13 protein-coding genes and 1 pseudogene are annotated in these 18582 nt (G+C 58.1%); 5 read left to right on the top strand and 9 right to left on the bottom strand.

Going from position 1 to position 18582, the window contains the following annotated elements; all coding sequences use genetic code 11:
• Positions 1-20 precede the first annotated feature (20 nt).
• Both A8O26_RS19440 and A8O26_RS19435 read left to right on the top strand, forming a co-directional pair.
• On the top strand, positions 21-1322 hold the full coding sequence (locus A8O26_RS19440) for a serine/threonine transporter (RefSeq protein WP_064119416.1): 1302 nt from the start codon (positions 21-23) through the stop codon (positions 1320-1322).
• A 215-nt stretch (positions 1323-1537) separates the two neighbouring features.
• Positions 1538-1855, top strand: a complete 318-nt coding sequence (locus A8O26_RS19435; protein WP_064119415.1) for a DUF3509 domain-containing protein — start codon at positions 1538-1540, stop codon at positions 1853-1855.
• Here A8O26_RS19435 and A8O26_RS19430 read toward each other — a convergent pair.
• Positions 1852-2352 carry a phosphate-starvation-inducible protein PsiE gene (locus tag A8O26_RS19430; protein ID WP_026000737.1) on the bottom strand — a complete coding sequence of 167 codons (501 nt, stop codon included), beginning with the start codon at positions 2350-2352 and terminating at the stop codon, positions 1852-1854. The two genes, A8O26_RS19435 and A8O26_RS19430, sit on opposite strands and share 4 nt — an antisense overlap.
• 326 nt (positions 2353-2678) lie before the next feature.
• On the opposite strand from A8O26_RS19430, the pseudogene A8O26_RS19425 reads away from it, so the two are divergent.
• Positions 2679-2933, top strand: a pseudogene (locus A8O26_RS19425) (YebG family protein); the annotation flags it as partial.
• 145 nt (positions 2934-3078) lie between these two features.
• Here A8O26_RS19425 and A8O26_RS19420 read toward each other — a convergent pair.
• Positions 3079-4098, bottom strand: coding sequence for a Glu/Leu/Phe/Val dehydrogenase family protein (locus tag A8O26_RS19420; protein ID WP_064119413.1), 1020 nt, complete (start codon positions 4096-4098; stop codon positions 3079-3081).
• A gap of 185 nt (positions 4099-4283) precedes the next feature.
• Here A8O26_RS19420 and A8O26_RS19415 point away from each other — a divergent pair, with 185 nt between their 5' ends.
• Positions 4284-5087 (top strand): SirB1 family protein, encoded by an 804-nt coding sequence (locus A8O26_RS19415; protein WP_064119412.1) that lies wholly within the window; start codon positions 4284-4286, stop codon positions 5085-5087.
• Positions 5088-5138: 51 nt separating this feature from the next.
• On the opposite strand, the gene A8O26_RS19410 is transcribed toward A8O26_RS19415, so the two are convergent.
• The 4 genes from A8O26_RS19410 to hmgA all read right to left on the bottom strand — a co-directional run bounded on the left by A8O26_RS19410 (position 5139) and on the right by hmgA (position 9920).
• Positions 5139-6509, bottom strand: coding sequence for an MFS transporter (locus A8O26_RS19410; RefSeq protein WP_064119411.1), 1371 nt, complete (start codon positions 6507-6509; stop codon positions 5139-5141).
• A gap of 150 nt (positions 6510-6659) precedes the next feature.
• The gene (gene maiA, locus A8O26_RS19405) at positions 6660-7295 is read right to left on the bottom strand and encodes a maleylacetoacetate isomerase (RefSeq protein ID WP_064119410.1); all 636 of its coding nucleotides are present in this window, start codon (positions 7293-7295) and stop codon (positions 6660-6662) included.
• 12 nt (positions 7296-7307) lie between these two features.
• Entirely contained in the window at positions 7308-8612 is a 1305-nt protein-coding gene (gene fahA, locus A8O26_RS19400) for a fumarylacetoacetase (protein ID WP_064119409.1), read from the bottom strand.
• A 3-nt stretch (positions 8613-8615) separates the two neighbouring features.
• The gene (gene hmgA, locus A8O26_RS19395; protein ID WP_064119408.1) at positions 8616-9920 is read right to left on the bottom strand and encodes a homogentisate 1,2-dioxygenase; all 1305 of its coding nucleotides are present in this window, start codon (positions 9918-9920) and stop codon (positions 8616-8618) included.
• Positions 9921-10085: 165 nt separating this feature from the next.
• Between hmgA and A8O26_RS19390 the strand changes: the two genes are divergently transcribed.
• On the top strand, positions 10086-10874 hold the full coding sequence (locus A8O26_RS19390) for an IclR family transcriptional regulator (protein ID WP_064119407.1): 789 nt from the start codon (positions 10086-10088) through the stop codon (positions 10872-10874).
• A gap of 31 nt (positions 10875-10905) precedes the next feature.
• Here A8O26_RS19390 and A8O26_RS19385 read toward each other — a convergent pair whose 3' ends face one another.
• The 3 genes from A8O26_RS19385 to A8O26_RS19375 all read right to left on the bottom strand — a co-directional run bounded on the left by A8O26_RS19385 (position 10906) and on the right by A8O26_RS19375 (position 18576).
• Complete coding sequence (locus A8O26_RS19385; protein ID WP_064119406.1) at positions 10906-14358, bottom strand: dermonecrotic toxin domain-containing protein; 3453 nt, start codon at positions 14356-14358, stop codon at positions 10906-10908.
• A 158-nt stretch (positions 14359-14516) separates the two neighbouring features.
• The gene (locus tag A8O26_RS19380; RefSeq protein WP_064119405.1) at positions 14517-17069 is read right to left on the bottom strand and encodes a helix-turn-helix transcriptional regulator; all 2553 of its coding nucleotides are present in this window, start codon (positions 17067-17069) and stop codon (positions 14517-14519) included.
• Between the two features lie 139 nt (positions 17070-17208).
• Positions 17209-18576, bottom strand: a complete 1368-nt coding sequence (locus A8O26_RS19375) for a DUF1329 domain-containing protein (protein ID WP_064119404.1) — start codon at positions 18574-18576, stop codon at positions 17209-17211.
• Positions 18577-18582 lie beyond the last annotated feature (6 nt).

The following is an 18582-nucleotide window of genomic DNA, read 5'->3' as shown; positions in this document are numbered from 1 at the left end:
ATAATAACGAGGCGATACCGATGACCGATGTACGTACACCTGCTGCCGAAAATCCCGCTGTAAATCGCACACGCAATACCGAAACGGCCCACACGGGCTGGAGCAAATTCGACACCACCTGGATGCTCGGCCTGTATGGCACGGCCATCGGTGCCGGGACGTTGTTCCTGCCGATCAACGCCGGTGTCGGTGGCTTCTGGCCGTTGCTGATTCTCGCCGTGCTGGCTTTCCCGATGACGTTTTTCGCTCACCGTGGCCTGACCCGTTTCGTCTTGTCCGGACGTTCCGGGGACATCACCGAAGTGGTTGAAGAACACTTCGGCATCGGTGCCGGCAAGCTGATCACGCTGCTGTATTTCTTCGCGATCTTCCCGATCCTGCTGGTGTACAGCGTGGCGTTGACCAACACCCTGAGCAGTTTCCTTGAACACCAACTGCACATCGCCCCGCCGCCACGGGCGATCCTCTCGCTGGTGTTGATCCTCGGTTTGATGGCGATAGTTCGCTGCGGTCAGAGCGTGATCGTCAAAGCCATGAGCGTGCTGGTTTATCCGTTTGTTGCCGCGTTGCTGCTGCTCGCGCTCAGCCTGATTCCAAACTGGAACGGCGCGTTTTTCGCCAGCGCCAAAGACGCGATGCCAATGTCTGATTTTCTCAAGACGCTGTGGCTGGCAATCCCGGTGATGGTGTTCTCGTTCAACCATTCGCCGATCATTTCCGCGTTTGCCGTTGATCAAAAACAGCGTTACGGCGATCAGGCCGAACGCAAGAGCAGCGGCATCCTCGCCATGGCGCACGGCATGATGGTCGTCACGGTGATGTTCTTCTGCTTCAGCTGCGTGCTGGCGTTGTCGCCGGCGGATCTGGCGGCCGCCAAGGCGCAGAACATTTCGATCCTGTCGTACCTGGCCAACCACTTCCAGACCCCGGTCATCGCGTACGCCGCGCCGCTGATCGCGCTGGTGGCGATCACCAAATCCTTCCTCGGCCACTACATCGGTGCCAGCGAAGGTTTTCAGGGCATGATCGTGAAAAGCCTGCGCAGCCGCGGCCGGGTGATGTCGGCGAGCTGGCTGAACCGCGCAACCGCCGTGTTCATGATTCTCAGTTGCTGGGCCGTGGCGACGTTCAACCCGAGCATCCTCGGGATGATCGAGGCGTTCGGTGGGCCGGTGATTGCCTGCCTGCTGTTCTTGATGCCGATGTACGCCATCCGTCGCGTGCCAGCCTTGCGCCAGTATTCGGGTCAGGTATCCAACGTGTTTGTGGTGTTGATCGGTCTGATTGCACTGTCAGCGATCATCTACCTGGTTCTGCCCTGAAAACGGGCCATTAAAAAAGGCGAGCCCCATGGCTCGCCTTTTTTATCCCCGTGTTCATTGTTCGACAATGTTCCCGGCATGCCCCTTGCTACATCCCTGATGAGGCAAACGGAGATTGCATACCTCAGCGAACGAGATGCCAGTGATCCGGTTTGGCGAACCAACCCGATTACGGCCGGTCAACAACTGCACGTTCAATCAGGCGGTGACGCATCATGGACAATCCTTTTCAGATCATTACCGATGCCTTCGCGCCGGACTATCAGATCAACCTGAGCATTCAGGGCCTGGACGGCAGCATCATGCTGACCCTGTCCAACAGCGGCCACATCGTGGCCAAACGCATGATCAGCGCCGAACAGCGCAATGACCCCGCACGCCTCAAGCGACTGGTGCAAAGCATTCAATTCGGCATCGCCATCGAACAAGGCCACAGCGCCATGGCGATCCTCGAAGCGATGACCAGCGGCAACGGGATCACCCCGCCACCGCCACGCGTCAGCAGCCAGCCCCGACCTGCGGCCGGGCTTTAAAGCTCGCCTTTCTCGACTTCAGGATGCTCGCTGGAACCGGCACCGAGTTTGCGCTGCGGTTTCTCGATCTTCACCGAAGGAAATTGTGACGAGGCGTAACGCACCACCAGAATCGAGAACGCCAGCAGCAGAATCCCGCCGCACAGGTAGATGATGCCCATGTCCGGCGGGTTGTGGTGCGAGACGTTGGAAATCAGCAGACGGGTCAGCGCGGTGATCGCCACGTAGATCAGGAAGCGCACCGGCATGTGGTTGGTCTTGAAGTAAATCCCGACCATCGCCCCCAGTTCCAGATAGATGAACAGCAGCAGAATGTCATCGATCTTGATGTGGCCTTCCTCGAGCATCCCGAGAAACTCCATCACCGCCGCCCACGCCGTCACTGCACCGATGGCGAACAGCGCCAGGTAGTGGAAAGTTTCGACGAACAGATTGCCCAGGGACTCGGCCAGTTGATGCACGTTTTGCCGCAGTTTCTCGGCCCAGTTGATTTTCACGATGATGTTCCTTAGCCCGATTCGAGCGGATGATGCGTGTTGGACGTGACGGTTTTCTGCACGTAACGGTTGTCATGCAGAAAAGAGGCCACGCCATCATGGCGAGCCGCCGCCAAACCCGCCCCGTGGCGTTTGGTCGCACCACTGTGCTTTTGTGGGAGCGAGCCTGCTCGCGAATGCAGCGACACGGTCTCCCTGACAAACCCCAAATCCGGTCTACATTGAAAAGCCACTACCCATGGCGCAGGGATTCGCTTATCCTTTTCGCTGTATATGGATACAGTAGTCGTCAAGACAACTTAACGTGAAGGCATGTGAGGTGGTGAATGGCCGTCGAAGTGGTATACCGCAGCAGCCGAGATCTGGAGCGCTTGTTCATGGATAAAGCCGAAGCTGACCGTCATGACAAAATGCTCGAACTGGCCGAATATCTGGCCGATGTGCTGCAAAAAGCCGTTCCGTCCCTGACTGAACAGCAAGTCGAAGAAGCCGGGATTTACATGGCGAAGAATCGCGATGTATTCGCCCGGGCGTTCAAGAGCCAGCCGGATGCACTGTCCGAACTGATCAACGCTCCCGCTGAACCGCTCGAAAAAGCTGAAGTGGCAGAATCTGCTGAAGCCCCGGTGAAGCCGGTCAAAGCGGCGAAAGCTGCAAAGTAAGCGATGCCCGAATTGAATAGGCCCTGAGTCGAATGGCTCAGGGCCTTTTTCATGCCGGTGAAACTCAGCGATACAAAACTTTCTCCGCCAACTCATCCGCCACCCGCGCCGGCGAGCGTTTTTCTGCCTGCGCGTGGGCGAAGACTTCGGTCAACCGCGAACTGATCTTCGACAGATGCGCGGTAATCGTCGGCAATTCTTCACCACGATGTTTCAGCGAAACGTAGATCAGGCCTCCGGCGTTGATCACATAGTCCGGCGCGTACAGAATCCCGCGTCGTTCCAGTTGATCGGCGACGTCCAGATGGGTCAGTTGATTGTTCGCCGAACCCGCCACCGCCGAGCAACGCAATTGCGTGACGGTGTGGCTGTTGAGCACTCCGCCGAGGCCACACGGCGCGAGGATGTCGCACGGTGTGCTGAGCAACGCATCGTTGGCAATCGGATGCGCATTGAGCTGCTCCATCGCCAGTTGCACCTTGCCGTGGTCGATGTCGCTGACCAACAGCTCCGCCCCCGCCGCGTGCAGTTGCTCGGCCAAGGCAAAACCGACATTGCCCAACCCCTGAATCGCGATGCGCAACCCCTCGAGGTTGTCGCTGCCCAGCCGCGCCATGGCCGTCGCGCGAATGCCGGTGAACACGCCCATTGCCGCGTGCGGCGCCGGGTCCCCGGCCGAGGTGGTACTGGTGACATGTTGAGTCTGCTGGGCGATGCAATCCATGTCCGCCACCGAGGTGCCGCTGTCGATGGCAGTGATGTAGCGGCCATCGAGCTGATCGATGCAGCGGCCAAAGGCCTCGAACAGCGCACCCCGATTTTCCACATGTGCCGGACGCACGATCACCGCAACGCCGCCGCCCTGCGCCAGGCCTGCCAGCGCGGCTTTGTAACTCATGCCTTGGGCGAGGCGAATGGCGTCTTCGACCGCAGTTTCGTCGTTGGGATAGGCAAGGTAACGACATCCGCCCAAGGCCGGCCCCAGGCGACTGTTATGAATGGCAATGACCGCCTTCAACCCGGAAACCGGGTCAACGCTAAGGTGCAGCGATTCCAGGCGAGTGCTTTGCATGAGAGCAAACATCGTTGGGCTCCCGAATCACTTCTTGTAGAACGCCAGTATAGGCTTGCGCCCGGAAATTGCTGGAGCGCACCGGAATAAGCGCCCGTACCGACAGCGGCTTTGTGGCATAACCCGGGCAGCGCACAGTCAGGCACTGGACGAATGGCACGGACGGGGCTAAAACGAGGCATTCCCCGGAGATTTCGATGAGTCCGCGCCAACGTTTTTTCGAGTGTCTGCACCGTTCCCCGCCCGCGCTGTTGGAAGCCGCGCTGTGGATGGCCGCCGAACACGAAAAAGAGGTCGATCCGGCAGCGCTCCTGCAAGACTTCAAAGAGCTGCAACAGCGGGTCAGTTACGGTTTGCCAATGCTGCCGGTCAGCGAACTGGCGCAACCGTTGTTGCGGCGCATGATTGAGCTGGGATTCGCCCAGGATGACTTCCTGCCCCTTCGCCCTCAGGCTGCGTTGCTGCACAAGGTGTTGCAGACCCACCGTGGTCAGCCTTTGGCTCTGGCGCTGATTGCCCTGGAGCTGGCGCGCGGGCTGGAGATTCCGCTGGTCGGCGTCAATTTCCCCGGGCATTTCCTGTTACGCGTGCCTGGCGCCGATCACTTGCTTGATCCGTGCGGTGGTCGACGTTTGTACCCGAATGATTGTCGCGAGTTGTTGCAGCGTCAGTACGGGCCGAACATGAAACTCAACGCCGAGCACCTGTTGACCGCCTCGCCGGTGCAGATGCTGCAGCGCCTGTCGCGCAACCTGCGGCAGTTGTACCTGACGCACGATGACTTCATTGCCTCGCTGATCGACGCCGAACGCGTGCTCGAACTGGGCGACGCCGGCGCCGCTGATTATCTGGCACGGGCCAGTCTGTATCAGCGGCTGGATTGCCCGAACGCTGAGCGCTTCGATCTGGAACGCGCGCTGTTGCTGAGTGACGACCCGATCCAGCGCCTGCGCCTGACGGAACGCCTCAGCCACCTGCCGCCCAACTCCGTGGTCCACTGAATTTCCTGTGGGAGCTAGCCTGCTAGCGATGCAGGCGACTCGGTCTCCCGGTTATATCGCGTTATCGTTCTTCGCGAGCAGGCTCGCTCCCACAGGGGTTGGTGTGGTTTCAGAGGGTGAGCGCACCTGGATGATCAGCAGTGCAGCGATCACTGCCGGGATCGCGCAGAAGAAGAAAATCTGCTCCACCGGCATGTGCATCGCCAGCAGCAGACTGCCGAACAGCGGCCCGAGAATCGAACCGAATCGGCCCACGCCCAATGCCCAGCCAGTGCCCGTGGCGCGCACGTGTGCCGGGTAGAAGTTACTGGCGAAGGCATTCAGCGTCAGTTGCCCACCGATGATGCAGAACCCGGCAGCGAATACACAGGCCACCAGATAGCGCGGGTTGTCATGGTTGAGCCCGAGCAGAATCGTGCACAGTGCCGCGCCCGCCAGCACGGCGGACAGCAAGCGCACTTTGCGCTTCAAGCGGTCGGCGAACCAGGCCATGCAGATCGCGCCCAACGTGCCGGCAAACAGGAACATCGAGGTCACCAGATTGGCCTCGTTGAGTTTCAAGCCACTTTCCAGCAGCAACGACGGCAACCAACTGATCATGAAGTACAGCAGAATCAGGCTGACGAAGAACGTTGCCCACAGCAGCAACGTTGGCCGTGCGTAGCCGTTGCGAAACAACTCGACGACAGTCAGTTTGCTGCCCTGCTCACGCTCATTCTGCTCGACACTGGCAACGGGTGGCTGCCAGTCCGGCAGCATCCGCGCCGTGACTTTGCGCAGACGCGCATAGGGCGGCGCATCGCGCAACAGACGCGGCAGCGATTCCGGCAACATCCACCACAGGAAGGGAAACAGCAGCAACGGCGTCACACCGCCGGCGAGGAACACCGCTTGCCAACCAAACTGGTCAATAAATCCGGCGGCAACAAAACCACCTGCCGCGCCACCGAACGAGAAGCCACACGCAGCCAGCGTCACCATCAACGTGCGCAGGCGCGGCGGCGAATATTCCGACATCAGCGCCATGGCACTGGGCATCGCGCCGCCCATGCCGATGCCGCAGATAAAGCGCGCGATCATCAGCGTGTTAAGCGAATCGGCGAAGACCATCAACACCGTCAGGCTGGCGTAGATCAAGACGCACGCGAGCAGAATCCGCCGCACACCGAAACGGTCAGCCAATGGCGTGACCGCCAGCGAACCGAGGGTCAGGCCCAGCAGGTTGGCGCTGAACACCGGGCCGAACGCAGACTTTTCCAGGCCCCAATCCTGCGCCAGCGCGGGCACCACGTAACCGAGCACCTGGGCGTCATAACCGTCGGTGACCAGCAGCAAGGCGAGCAGGATCAAGAGCAACCACTGATAGCGGGACACAGAACGGGCGTCGAGTGCCGCGCGGAAGCTGGCAATCTGGTTATGCATCGCAAGGTACCTGTTTTGTTTTTATGATTTTTGGTGTGGTTCAACGCCGAACCGTGTGGGAGCGAGCCTGCTCGCGAAGGCGGTATGTCAGCTAAATGAATGGTGGCTGACACTCAGTCTTCGCGAGCAGGCTCGCTCCCACAGAGGGAATTATGGGGTGTCTGGTTGATTGGCAGGATGGGCCTTGATGAACGCTGGATGTTCAGCCGCCAGCGCCGCAACCCGGCGGATTTTCGGATACGCCTCCAGACTGACGTTGAACCGCTCAGCCGCATACAACTGCGGGATCAGGTAAACATCCGCCACACACGGCCACTCGCCAAAACAGAAACCGCTGTCGCCGATCAACTGCTCCACCGTCGCCAGCCCCTGGCCGATCCAGTGGCTGATCCACTCGACCACCTGCGGCTCGTCATGCCCCAACTGCCGCAGGCGGTTGAGCACGCTGACGTTGTGCAATGGATGCACATCGCAACCGATCACCGCCGCCACGCCGCGCACATGGGCGCGAGCAGCGAGATCTGCGGGCAACAGCGGCGGCTGTGGATAACGTTCTTCAAGGTACTCGATGATCGCCGGTGACTGAATCAACAACTCATCCTGATCGGTGCGCAAGGCCGGCACGCGGCCCTGCGGGTTGATCGCCAGATACGCTGCCTGGCGATGCTCGCCACCGGGTGGCGCGATCAGGTTGACCGGCAACGCCTGATAGTCGAGGCCCTTGAGCGCCAACGCGATCCGCACCCGGTACGAAGAGGTCGAACGGTAATAGGTATAGAGATCCATGAGCCGCTCCTGTCAGCGCGCCGGCAATACTTTGCCGCGGCATTCGCCGAAGCCGATCGAGGCAAAACCGTCGCGGGCGCAACGGGCGCGCAGGATGATTTCGTCACCGTCCTCAAGGAATTTACGCACTTCGCCGGAGGCCAGTTCGATCGGCTTTTTGCCGCCCTCGGTGATTTCCAGCAGGCTGCCGAACTGACCGTTTTCCGGGCCGGACAAGGTGCCCGAACCGAACAGATCGCCGGCCTGCAACTGACAGCCGTTGACGCTGTGGTGCGCGACCATTTGCGCGACGGTCCAGTACATGTAGCGAGTGTTGCTCAAGGTCAGGCGATGGGCCGGCAGGTTCTGCTCGCGCATGGTTTCGGTGAGCAACAGCACTTCCAGTTCGATGTCGAAGGCTCCACCGTCCTGATCACGCTTGTCGAACAGGTACGGCAGCGGCTGCGGATCACCTGCAGGACGCGCCGGTTGTGCGGTGCGGAACGGCTCCAGCGCTTCGGCGGTGACGACCCACGGCGACACGCTGGTGATGAAGCTCTTCGACAGGAACGGACCCAGCGGTTGGTATTCCCAGGCCTGAATATCGCGCGCCGACCAATCGTTGAGCAGGCAGAAACCGGCGATGTGATCAGCAGCGTCACCGATGGCAATCGAATCGCCCATCTCGTTGCCCTGGCCGATCCAGATGCCCAGTTCCAGTTCATAATCCAGACGTGCGCACGGGCCGAACGTCGGCTCGGTCTGACCGGCCGGCAAGGTCTGGCCTTTCGGACGACGTACGTCGGTGCCGGAGGCACGCACAGTGGAAGCGCGACCGTGATAACCAATCGGCACGTGCTTGTAGTTCGGCAGCAGCGGATTATCCGGACGGAACAGTTTGCCGACGTTCTGCGCGTGCTCGATGCCGACGTAGAAGTCGGTGTAATCGCTGATGCGCGCCGGCAGATGCAGTTGGCAATCGGCGGCCAAAGGCAGCAGTTTCGCGCCCTGGGCTTCGATGTTGCCGCGCAGGGTGCTGCCTTCGCTGAACAGTTCCAGCAGGCGCGTACGCAGAGCCACACGCGCCTCGCGACCGAGATCGAAGAACGCGTTCAATTGGCCGCCGTGCATGGCTTCGACCGCACTGCGCGCGACGCCGCCAAACAGCCCCGCCTCCAGCGCGACTTGCAGATCGAAGATGTGCTCGCCAATCGCCACGCCTGCGCGCGGCGCCGAACCGTTAAGGCTGAACACTCCGAGCGGCAAATTCTGCAGCGGGAAATCAGCGTGACCGTTGGCCGAAGCGACCCAGCTGCGGGTGATGGAATTCTGTGTCATGGGTTATCTCCGGGTCGGGTCGAAGGTGGCGGGCAGCGTGGCCCAGCAGGCGTCGTAAGTGGATTGCAGTTGCGGGCAGTCGAGGGCGAAGCGGCTTGGGCGCAGCACCTGGCTGGTCTCGAACATGAAGGCCATGGTGTTGTCGATTTTCGCTGGTTTGAGTTCAGCGTTGATCGCTTTGGTGCAGGTCTCGCCGTCCGGGCCGTGGGCGCTCATGCAGCTGTGCAGCGAGGCGCCGCCGGGCACAAAACCTTCGGCCTTGGCGTCGTATTCGCCCTGGATCAGGCCCATGAATTCGTTCATCAGGTTGCGATGGAACCACGGTGGCCGGAAGGTGTTTTCCGCCACCATCCAGCGTGGCGGGAAGATCACGAAGTCGAGATTGGCCAGGCCGTGCACGCTGGTCGGCGAGGTCAGCACGGTGAAGATCGACGGATCGGGGTGATCGAAGCTGACAGTGCCAATGGTGTTGAAACGGCGCAGGTCGTATTTGTACGGCACGTTATTGCCGTGCCAGGCGACCACGTTCAGCGGCGAGTGATTGAGTTCGCAGGCCCACAACTGGCCGAGGAATTTCTGCACCAGCGTGGTCGGTTGCTGAAGGTTTTCGTAAGCAGCGACCGGGGTCAGGAAGTCGCGTGGATTGGCCAGACCGTTGCTGCCGATCGGCCCCAGATCCGGCAGGCGCAGTGGTGCGCCGTGGTTCTCGGCGACGTAACCGCGCGCCTGCGGATCGAGCAATTCAACGCGGAATTTCAAACCGCGCGGCAGCACGGCGATTTCCAGCGGCGCGACGTCCAGCACACCCAATTCGGTGGCGATGCGCAGACGGCCGAGTTGCGGCACCAGCAACAGTTCACCGTCGGCATTGAAGAACACACGCTCCATCGAACGGTTGGCGGCGTAGTTATAAATGCTGATGCCAGACGGTTTTTCGGCGCCAGAGTTGGCCACCATGCTCACCAGTCCGTCGATGAAATCGGTCGGCTCGGCCGGAATATCCAGCGGATTCCAGCGCAGGCGATTGGGTGTCACTTCGCCCAACGGCCCACCGGCCAGTTGCCGATCCAGTTTGACGAAGGCCGGGTGGTTGGCCGATGGCTGAATCCGGTACATCCAGGTGCGCCGCGCTTCACTGCGAGTCATGGTGAACGCGGTGCCGGAAAACAATTCGGTATAGAGACCGTACGGGGCTTTTTGCGGGGAGTTCTGGCCGACGGGCAGCGCGCCGGGCAACGCTTCAGTGCTGAATTCGTTGCCGAAACCGGACTGGTAAGCCAGCGCCTGAGCGGTTGAATCGAGGTTCATGGAGCCTCCTGAACAGGGAGTCGGCAGTGGCCCATCGCTCTGGCTCAGAGGTTTCGGCACGCCGGGGTTGTTATTATCGTAATTCGATTACGCATAACGTAATTTGCTCGCTATCCAGCGTCAAGCTATAAAGACGCCCATTCGTTTTCGGATCCCGGCCGCACCATGGAAAAAACCAGCGACAGTAACGGCAAACAGAAAGTCCGCTCCGCCGAAGTCGGCACCGACATCCTCAAGGCTCTGGCCGAGTTGTCGCCCTCCACTTCGCTGTCGCGTCTGGCCGAACATGTGCAGATGCCGGCGAGCAAGGTCCATCGCTATTTGCAGGCGTTGATCGCCTCGGGATTCGCCGAGCAGAACACCGCGACCAACCATTACGGTCTCGGCCGTGAAGCACTGCGCGTGGGCCTGGCCGCACTCAACAGTATGGACGTGCTGAAAGTCGCTGCCTTGCCGTTGGCCGAGTTACGCGATGAACTCAATGAAACCTGCTTTTTGGCGGTGTGGGGCAATCAGGGCGCAACCGTGGTGCACATTGAACCGGCGGTGCGCGCGGTGACGGTGGTGACGCAATTGGGTTCGGTATTGCCGCTGCTCAGTTCATCGACCGGGCTGGTGTTCAGCGCCTATCTGCCGCATCGGGAAACCGATGAATTGCGCGATCAGGAAATCGCCGCAGCCGATCATCCGCTGAAGGACGAAAAGACTTACACGACGCTGTGTGAACAGATCCGCGCACGCGGTCTGCATCATGTGCATGGTTTGCTGATGCCGGGTGTGGACGCGTTGTCTGCACCGGTGTTCAACGCCGTCGGCCAGGTTGCTGCGGTGCTGACCATTGTCGGCCCGACTTCGCTGTTCCACGCCGACGAAAACGGCCCGGCGGCGCAGCGGTTGTTGGCTGCGACGCGGGCCGTGAGTTGGCGCATGGGCTATGAAAAGCCAGCCTATTGAGTCACTGAAAAAGCATCTGACGGCTCAAAGATCAATGAACCGTTGTTTTACTCAGTGCGGAACCGGCGCTTTCCATCAATGTATTGAAATATCCGACCAGGGTTTCTATCGGCGTTTCCTGACCCGTGTAATAAGTAACCAGTTCCGCGACCGTCCGCGCATCCTTGAATAAACTCAGGAACGACCGTTGCGCATCAGTGATTTCTTTGGTGGGGGCGCCCGCCGCCGCGGCTTTGCCCAACGTCAGCAGCCCGGTCACTGTGTCTTTTATGTGCCCCAGCGCGGCGGAGTAATCACCACTCTTGTGAGCCTGCGAGCCGTCATAAATGCTTTTCATCATCTGGACGGCCACTACCACGGTCCCGACCGGAGGTACCAGCAGACTCACGATGTTCGCGGCTTTCAACAAGTTGTCGTAGATGAGATTGGCGATCACCTCATTCAAACTGGTGGTGCGTGCGTCGATATCACTGAGTACGCGCCGAATTCGCTCATCATGAAAAGTGTAAAGATCAGGCAATTTGGCGCGCTGCTGGGTGCCGATCACCGGCCTGGAAACAGTAGTCGCGACAAGTTTGTCAAAGTAATCGTTGATCACCTTTTGATCAACGAGCAATACCCGCTTGATGTAATATTCGCGGAACGGCCCCTGGCGAAAACGAATCGAGTGAACAAACTCCTCGATGGGTCGAAAGCTGACAAGATCGGGGGCGTCAGGGGTATAAAGCAGGTCAAAGAACCCAGAAAACAACTTCACACGGAATATATAGACACCGCCCACCGTACGGTCCCAAGACCCCGATACACTCAAGTCTCCAATATTTAATTTATATAACCCCTGATCCCCAGGGTTGATACTATCCGGAATCGGCGAATAACGGCCACCTTCTTTAAGACCATTAATAACTGCCTGAATACCAGCAAAAACTTCACTTGACAGCCTGCCACTGGTGAAATCGGATAGCGCATTGCAATACATTTCACAACGAACTTTGCGAGCGTGTACAGCACGCTTGAATGCGTAGTCGGGTTTCTCCTTATTCTGGAATTTTTCTTTCAGCAACGCGGTATATCGATCGCCGGGACGAAACGTTTTCGACAACGATGAAAGATGGCGAATATCCAGTTGATCTATGGCCGGGTGGCCATTCAGCAAATAATATTTTGGGCTGAATTTGGTTTCATAGGCGGGATGCACCGCGTCAAATTTGAGCCCTTCAAGAAGCAAATCAGTAACGCTCTTGCGAAAATCTTCGGTCTGCACAATGATCCGATCAGGATCAACTGCGACCTTGATTCCACTAGCGTGCAAGATGCCTTCAATTTCACTTTTTACCGAGTCATAAGTGAATTGCTCAAATGAAGGAAAGCCATTGTCTCGCGTATCAACGGTTGATAGTGCCTTTAGCTCGGTCTGTAACCGGGTATAGCGCTTGCGCCCCTCGACTCCCAGTGCCCGATAGCCTGTCGGCGCAATTGCCTTGTGCAGGGCAACCTCGGCACGATAAGCGACATTGACATAATCAGCCAGTGGCTCTTTGGCATTCAGGTTCAAATCGGCCTGTTTCGGGTCCAGTTCGTAACGATATCCAGCACCGCCTAGTGAGACACCCGCCTCATGCAGATAGTCGGGATGGATCAACAATGCCGCATATTCACGGTTAGCAGCCAGAGCGGACTCAAACCAGCTTTTCATGGCGAACCCATCGGCAAACTTGCGGAAACTGAACGCACCTTCAGGAGTTCGCAAAAATACCAGATGGCCTGAATATCCTTGAGTAGTAAAAACCAGAACATCTTTCAAGGCTGGCGCTTGCCGCCAGATTTTCAAGCCGCGAATCGTAACCGAGGCATCGTTCGCCATCGCGCGGGCAATTACATTCGCATCCGCGTCGTTAAACACACCTGACTGACGAGCAGCAAACAATTCAAACTCTATCTGACTGAAAAGATGGTCACGATAGGCCGCCTGATAATCATCCGAAGGATAACCTGGAAGACCGTCGACAAACTGCATGCGCAAGTTTCGATGTTCTAACCACTGCTCAAGCTTATCGACAGTAAAACGGCTTGCGCCTGGCGTGCCGATGATACTGAGTTTGGCTTTATATGCGGAGTCATGCAAACCGAACACCAGGAATTCCGTGAGCGTTCGGAGTTCTTCCTGTTCAATGGCGCGACCTTCAATTTGCAGGGTGTACACGCTATGTACACTGATTGCTTGCGGATCAATCTGCTCGCCGAGCACCCGATCTGCCCACTCGGCGAACGTACGCAGTACATAATCCCTGAACGAGAAGCACGCGTTGAAGGCTGTTTGATAATCGCCCCGGTATTGATCCTTCGAGTTCTCCAGCACGCTGTAGCGTTCCTGAATGGCGTTGCTCGCTTTCTTCAGCCAAAGCGGCCACTCGGTACGTTTCAATGCGGCCCGTAACAGATTGAAGCGGGTGTTCAAACCATCACGCAGCACGTGCATGCGCAGATTATCCTGCAGCAGCGATGTCAGCGCAGGTTTCAGCTGGCCACGGTTTTCAAGAAGGGCCGAGACACTGTCCAGTTGCCGCTTGAGGTGCACTTCAACGCAATACACATACGAGCTACGCATGCCTTTCAGATACTTTATCTGACTGCCGCTCAGGGGCAATCGAGCTTGTAACTTGCTATGCAGATCAGTGTTTTTTTCAAAGAACTCAAATCCTTTTTCCGGCGTATGCATGAGGTAAGAAGTTGATTCGCTGACCAACTTCATTTCCGCATCCGGACGCTCGGCATTGTCCAGGATGAAACATGGCTGCAGCGATTCAAGATAACCCTGACCTGCCTGCAGGTTGACTTCAATCGCTCCTTGGCCGTTTTCCAGGTCGAGCAGATGAGCAAATCGTTCGCCCCAATGGGCATCAAAATTGTTGGCCATTACCGACAACGACAACTCTGCACTTGTGACCAACGCGTGAGCCTGAACAAACGCTTGCTTATTGGATAACGAAGCACTTTCAGAACGTGGGGATTGCACCGGCGCAGCCCAGAATCTTGCAAGTTCGGCTCGTAGTCTTTTTTCCAGTCCGGCAGAGACAACCTCAATCAGATCCGTAACAATGAAAATATTCAGTGCGCTGACTTTGAATTGATTACTCAAAGTATCCGGCAAAAAGAATACCCCATCACCACCGAGAATGTACTGAGGGCTAACATTGTTATCAATACAATAAAAAACCACGTCACTCAGCGTGCCTGTCGGGCGGTCTTTGCGGGCAGGAAAAGCATTATCCGTATTGACGTAAACCTTATCGATGTCAACGTTCTTCCCTAAACGCTTCAATTCGCTTTCAATCATATTCCGCAGAATATCCCGAACAGTCGGCATGGCATCGATCATTGCAAAAAGCTCGTCTTTTGCAAGACTCGCCTTGTTCCACTCTTCTATCCAGGAGACTGGCTCAGCAAATGAATTGCGCATCAAACTTTTGAACAGCTTACTCATTTTATATCCTTGCTTTACGATCCAGAGCTGCCTGCCGCAGCCACTGTAGATAATTGCAAGGTAGATCTTTTCTCAAATAACAAGAAGCACCAATACTTTACAAAGCATGCACAATAAAAAGAAATAACAGCCCTGCACTTCATACAAACCAAACATTCCTAATCCAATATACCCATGGCTTTTGCCTTTGCTACAGCCTGGGTCCTGCGCTCTACACCCAACTTACCGTTAATTCGTCGGGCATGCGTCTTTACTGTATGTAACGAAATAAAAAGTTTCTCGGCAACTTGCTGATTTGAGGCACCTTGTGCAATTAAAAGAAGTACTTCGCACTCACGACGACTAAGGCCTGGCGAACGGCCAGCGCTCTCAGGCTGCGAGGCAGGGATTGCCATGAGTGAGCCGGTATCGACATCGCCACGGCGTAACTTCCACTCCCGCATGGCTTGATGCAGAAAACAGCGTTCCACCAGCATCTGCGCCCGCCGCAAGGCTTGCTGCGCCAGTGCACTGCTGCCCTGGGTTTCCGCCAGTTGCGCGACGACCAGCAGTAATTCCGTCTCCATCATCAGCATGCCTGCGGCCTGGGCCCGCTCCAATAACCTTTCTACCGTCACCAGGCCGTTATCATCTGAACTCATTTGCGCGTTCGCGCAGGCAAGCAGGTATTCGATGCGGGTAATCAGCTCGAAGGTTGCGGGAGGCGCCTGCAGAGCAGACGGCCCGCGGTAATGCCGTAGCAGCCGGCCCAACGTTTCTTGTACCCGCTGCGGTCGTCCCTGTTGCAACCACAATTGGCTGCTGATCTGCAGCACCACGCCGCGATAGACCGTTTCGGGAATCTGCCGCTGCTGCATGACCCTCTCGGCCTCGCGCAAGCGTTCAAACGCGCACGCGTAATCTCGACGATTGCCGGCCAGCTGAGCCTGCCCCAGGTAACCATACAACACACGTTTGTCTTCACTGCGCAGGCAATCTTCAAGACCTTGCCTGAACAGATCCGCGGCCTGTTCTTCACGCCCCATGCACAGCGCCAGCCGTCCTCGCCGCAATGCAATTCGACCCAGCAGCGGCGTGGGCGCCGCTGTGCGCTGGCGCAGTAAATGCTCGATATTCACAAGCAGGTTTTCAGCACGCGCTGGCGCTCCTCGCTGCTCGAGCCATTGCGCATGGTCAAGTTCAAGTAACCCCTCGAACAACAACGAGTCATGAGCGCGCGCCAGGCATAGGGCCTCACGGTTGATGGCATGGGCCTGATCAAGCTCACCGCACAGTAATGCTTGCTGAGTCAGCCCCGACAAGCACATCAAACGGGCTTGCCAGGCATCGGCAGCCAGCGTCGATAACGCCTCTTGAAAGCAGTCGCGCGCCAATTCCATGCGCCCTTGCAAGTGTGCGAGCCAACCCTGTTGCACCTGCCAGAGCGCGAGCAGTTGCTGCATCTGTTGCGCGCAAGGCGGCATGAAGCGGGAGAGATGTGCCATGCATTGCTCAGCCTGTTCGAATCGTCCCGCAAACAGCAAGGCAGCCGTGACCAACCCGATCATCTGCGGGGTCAACAGGGTCAGCTCCTGGCTCTGTTGCTCATGCAATCGCAACAACAGGACAACCGTCTGGTCCTCGAACAAGTCTTCGAAGCTCAAATGTCGCAACAGGCTCACGGCGGTCTCGTAGAGTTCGGCCAACAAGGCCTGCTCGAATGCCGCTCGCCACTCCTGCGCCGCGGTAAACCACTGACAGGTTCGCCGATGCCACGAGCGCGCGGCCGGCCAATGTGATTCACGTATGATTCGCGACAACGGCGGGAATACCCGCAGCCAATCAGCGGACGAGTGCCACGGTTCGATAAAGCAGCCAAGCACTTGCAGCTCAAGCAGAAGCTGCGCGCCCTCTCTCGCGCCAAATAAATGCTCACATAGTTGCACGTTGAATCGCGGCAGATGAGCCAGCACGCGCCATGTCTCGGCTTGCTCCGGCGTCAGATTGCTGAAAAGTTCGTGCTGCAGATAATCCAACACTGTGTCGGCATGCTGCTGTGGCTGAAGGTTTTGCGACCAGTCGCACTTTTGCAAGAGCACCATACGCGCACCAGCGCACCAGCCACCGGTGCGCTGGATAATGCGGGCAGCGACAGAGTCAGCCTGGTCCGGCGGCAAATGGCGCAACCCCGAGGCCACTTCATCGCAGGTCAGCGCGAGACTGGCGCGCTCACATTCGTACAGTTCGTCATCAAGCAATAAACGCGGCCAGTTGCACTGCGGCCGACGGCGAGTGTTGATCCACCAACCGAGCGCGGGACTACTGATTGCCAGCAAACGATCGAGCAAAGCATCCAGTGCCGGATCCGGCAGACGACTGTAATCATCGATAAACAGCCAAGTGGGCCTGGACCAACTCGCCAGTGCCGCCATCAGCCCGGCGTCGCCGAGGCCTTCGACCAGTCCAAGCGCCCGGCTCACGCGCAGACAGAATTCTTCACGGCTGAGCGTTGCCCCCGCCAGCGCAAGCCAGATCGTTTCGTACTCTGTGGGTGCCTGCAGCAGACATTCGGTGAATAGCGCGGTTTTGCCGCTGCCAGCCGGTGCGCACGCCAGTCGGATCCGTGCAGTCGACGTCAGCATTGGCTCGCTCAGCCGCGCACGCGGCTGGTGATGGGAAGACAATCTGGGTAAAAATCCAGGGCGCTCCAGACACGGCGTCATGACAGTCATCGGGTGAGCCTTTTTATTGTTGTGCGCTCACCCTAGCCCTCTCCCGGCCCCTTGTTGACGAGTATTCAGCACGCTGATTGGCAGCCATAAAAAAGGCGACCGAGCGGTCGCCTTTTGTCCTGCCAATGTATCCGGATGCTTACCGTACGCCCTCTGCACGCAGGGCCGATGGCGTGTAGTCGGCAGCCTTGGCTTCGAAGCCGAATTCGAAGCTGTGCTTCTCTTCGTTTTTCATCCCCAATGCAATGTAGCGGCCGGCGATGATGTCGTAGAGCGCTTCGAGGGTGTAGGCCTGAGCCTGGTGATCGTAGTAGTACTGCGCGTGGCCTTCGGCGACACGCCACAGTTGCCCGCGACCGTCATAGTGATCGGCCAGTGCCACCTGCCAACTGTCCTCGTCGATGTACATGTGGCGCTTGGCGTAGATGTGCCGCTCACTCGGTTTGACGGTGCCGATCACTTCCCAGACCCGGTGCAACTCATAGCGCGTCAGATCCTGATTGATGTGCCCGGCCTTGACGATGTCGTCGTACTTGAGGCTCGGCGAGTCGAGTTTGTAGCTGTTGTACGGAATGTACATTTCCTTCTTGCCGACCAGTTTCCAGTCGTAGCGATCCGGTGCACCGGAGAACATGTCGAAGTTGTCCGAGGTGCGCAGGCCATCGGCCGCGGTGCCCGGGCCGTCATAGGCCACTTGGGGAGCACGACGCACGCGGCGCTGACCGGCGTTGTAGATCCAGGCCAGACGCGGCTCCTTCACCTGATCGAGGGTTTCGTGCACCAGCAGCACGTTACCCGCCAGCCGCGCCGGCGCGGTCACCGACTGCTTGAAGAAGGTCAGCACGTTGGCAGCTTTTTCCGGGTCGAGATCCTTCATCAGTTGCGGCACGGCGATCTCTTCTTCGAAGCGGATCGGCGTGTAGCTGCCGTTGGTCTGCGGCGTGACCTGGGTGATGATGCGTTTGACGTTGCCGCCGTGATAGCGGGTGATGTGGTTCCACAGCACTTCAACGCCGTTCTTCGGAATCGGGAAAGCGTAGTAACGGTTACCGGTGAAATTGGCCAGGCCGTTACCGTCGTTGATGGTGGTGACGTTGAGCGCACTGCGCTTGGCCGACTCGTAGATTTCCGTCGGTGCGGCGACGGTGCGGTGGGTCGGATAGACCGGAATCTTGTAGGTCTGCGGGTAGCGTTTGAACATCGCCACCTGGCCTTCGGACAGTTTGTCCTTGTACTTGTCGACGTTGGCCGCGGTGATCGTGAACAACGGTTTTTCATTGGCGAACGGGTCGGCGAGGAAGCCTTTGCTGTCCACCGCGCCGGCGTTTTTCGGGATGCCGCCGGTCCATGCCGGAATCGAACCGTCAGCATTGCCGGCCTTCTCGGCACCGAGCGGGGTCAGGCTGGTGCCGAGCTTGTTGGCCTCCTCCGGTGACACCGCCGCCATTACGTTGGCCGCCAGCAGACTCAGGGCCAGCACACCACATTGCAGAATCATTTTACGCATTGCAGT

It is taken from the genome of Pseudomonas fluorescens (assembly GCF_001648775.1).
In the GTDB taxonomy this organism is placed as follows: domain Bacteria; phylum Pseudomonadota; class Gammaproteobacteria; order Pseudomonadales; family Pseudomonadaceae; genus Aquipseudomonas; species Aquipseudomonas fluorescens_M.
This window is presented reverse-complemented; position numbering and strand designations above follow the sequence as displayed.

Excerpts from the sequence above, each read along its gene's own strand:
- A8O26_RS19410 (WP_064119411.1), bottom strand. The coding sequence starts at position 6,509 with ATGCATAACCAGATTGCCAGCTTCCGCGCGGCACTCGACGCCCGTTCT.
- A8O26_RS19390 (WP_064119407.1), top strand. The coding sequence starts at position 10,086 with ATGGAAAAAACCAGCGACAGTAACGGCAAACAGAAAGTCCGCTCCGCC.
- A8O26_RS19415 (WP_064119412.1), top strand. The coding sequence starts at position 4,284 with ATGAGTCCGCGCCAACGTTTTTTCGAGTGTCTGCACCGTTCCCCGCCC.
- fahA (WP_064119409.1), bottom strand. The coding sequence starts at position 8,612 with ATGACACAGAATTCCATCACCCGCAGCTGGGTCGCTTCGGCCAACGGT.
- A8O26_RS19435 (WP_064119415.1), top strand. The coding sequence starts at position 1,538 with ATGGACAATCCTTTTCAGATCATTACCGATGCCTTCGCGCCGGACTAT.
- A8O26_RS19380 (WP_064119405.1), bottom strand. The coding sequence starts at position 17,069 with ATGACTGTCATGACGCCGTGTCTGGAGCGCCCTGGATTTTTACCCAGA.
- A8O26_RS19385 (WP_064119406.1), bottom strand. The coding sequence starts at position 14,358 with ATGAGTAAGCTGTTCAAAAGTTTGATGCGCAATTCATTTGCTGAGCCA.
- A8O26_RS19420 (WP_064119413.1), bottom strand. The coding sequence starts at position 4,098 with ATGTTTGCTCTCATGCAAAGCACTCGCCTGGAATCGCTGCACCTTAGC.
- A8O26_RS19440 (WP_064119416.1), top strand. The coding sequence starts at position 21 with ATGACCGATGTACGTACACCTGCTGCCGAAAATCCCGCTGTAAATCGC.
- A8O26_RS19375 (WP_064119404.1), bottom strand. The coding sequence starts at position 18,576 with ATGCGTAAAATGATTCTGCAATGTGGTGTGCTGGCCCTGAGTCTGCTG.
- maiA (WP_064119410.1), bottom strand. The coding sequence starts at position 7,295 with ATGGATCTCTATACCTATTACCGTTCGACCTCTTCGTACCGGGTGCGG.
- hmgA (WP_064119408.1), bottom strand. The coding sequence starts at position 9,920 with ATGAACCTCGATTCAACCGCTCAGGCGCTGGCTTACCAGTCCGGTTTC.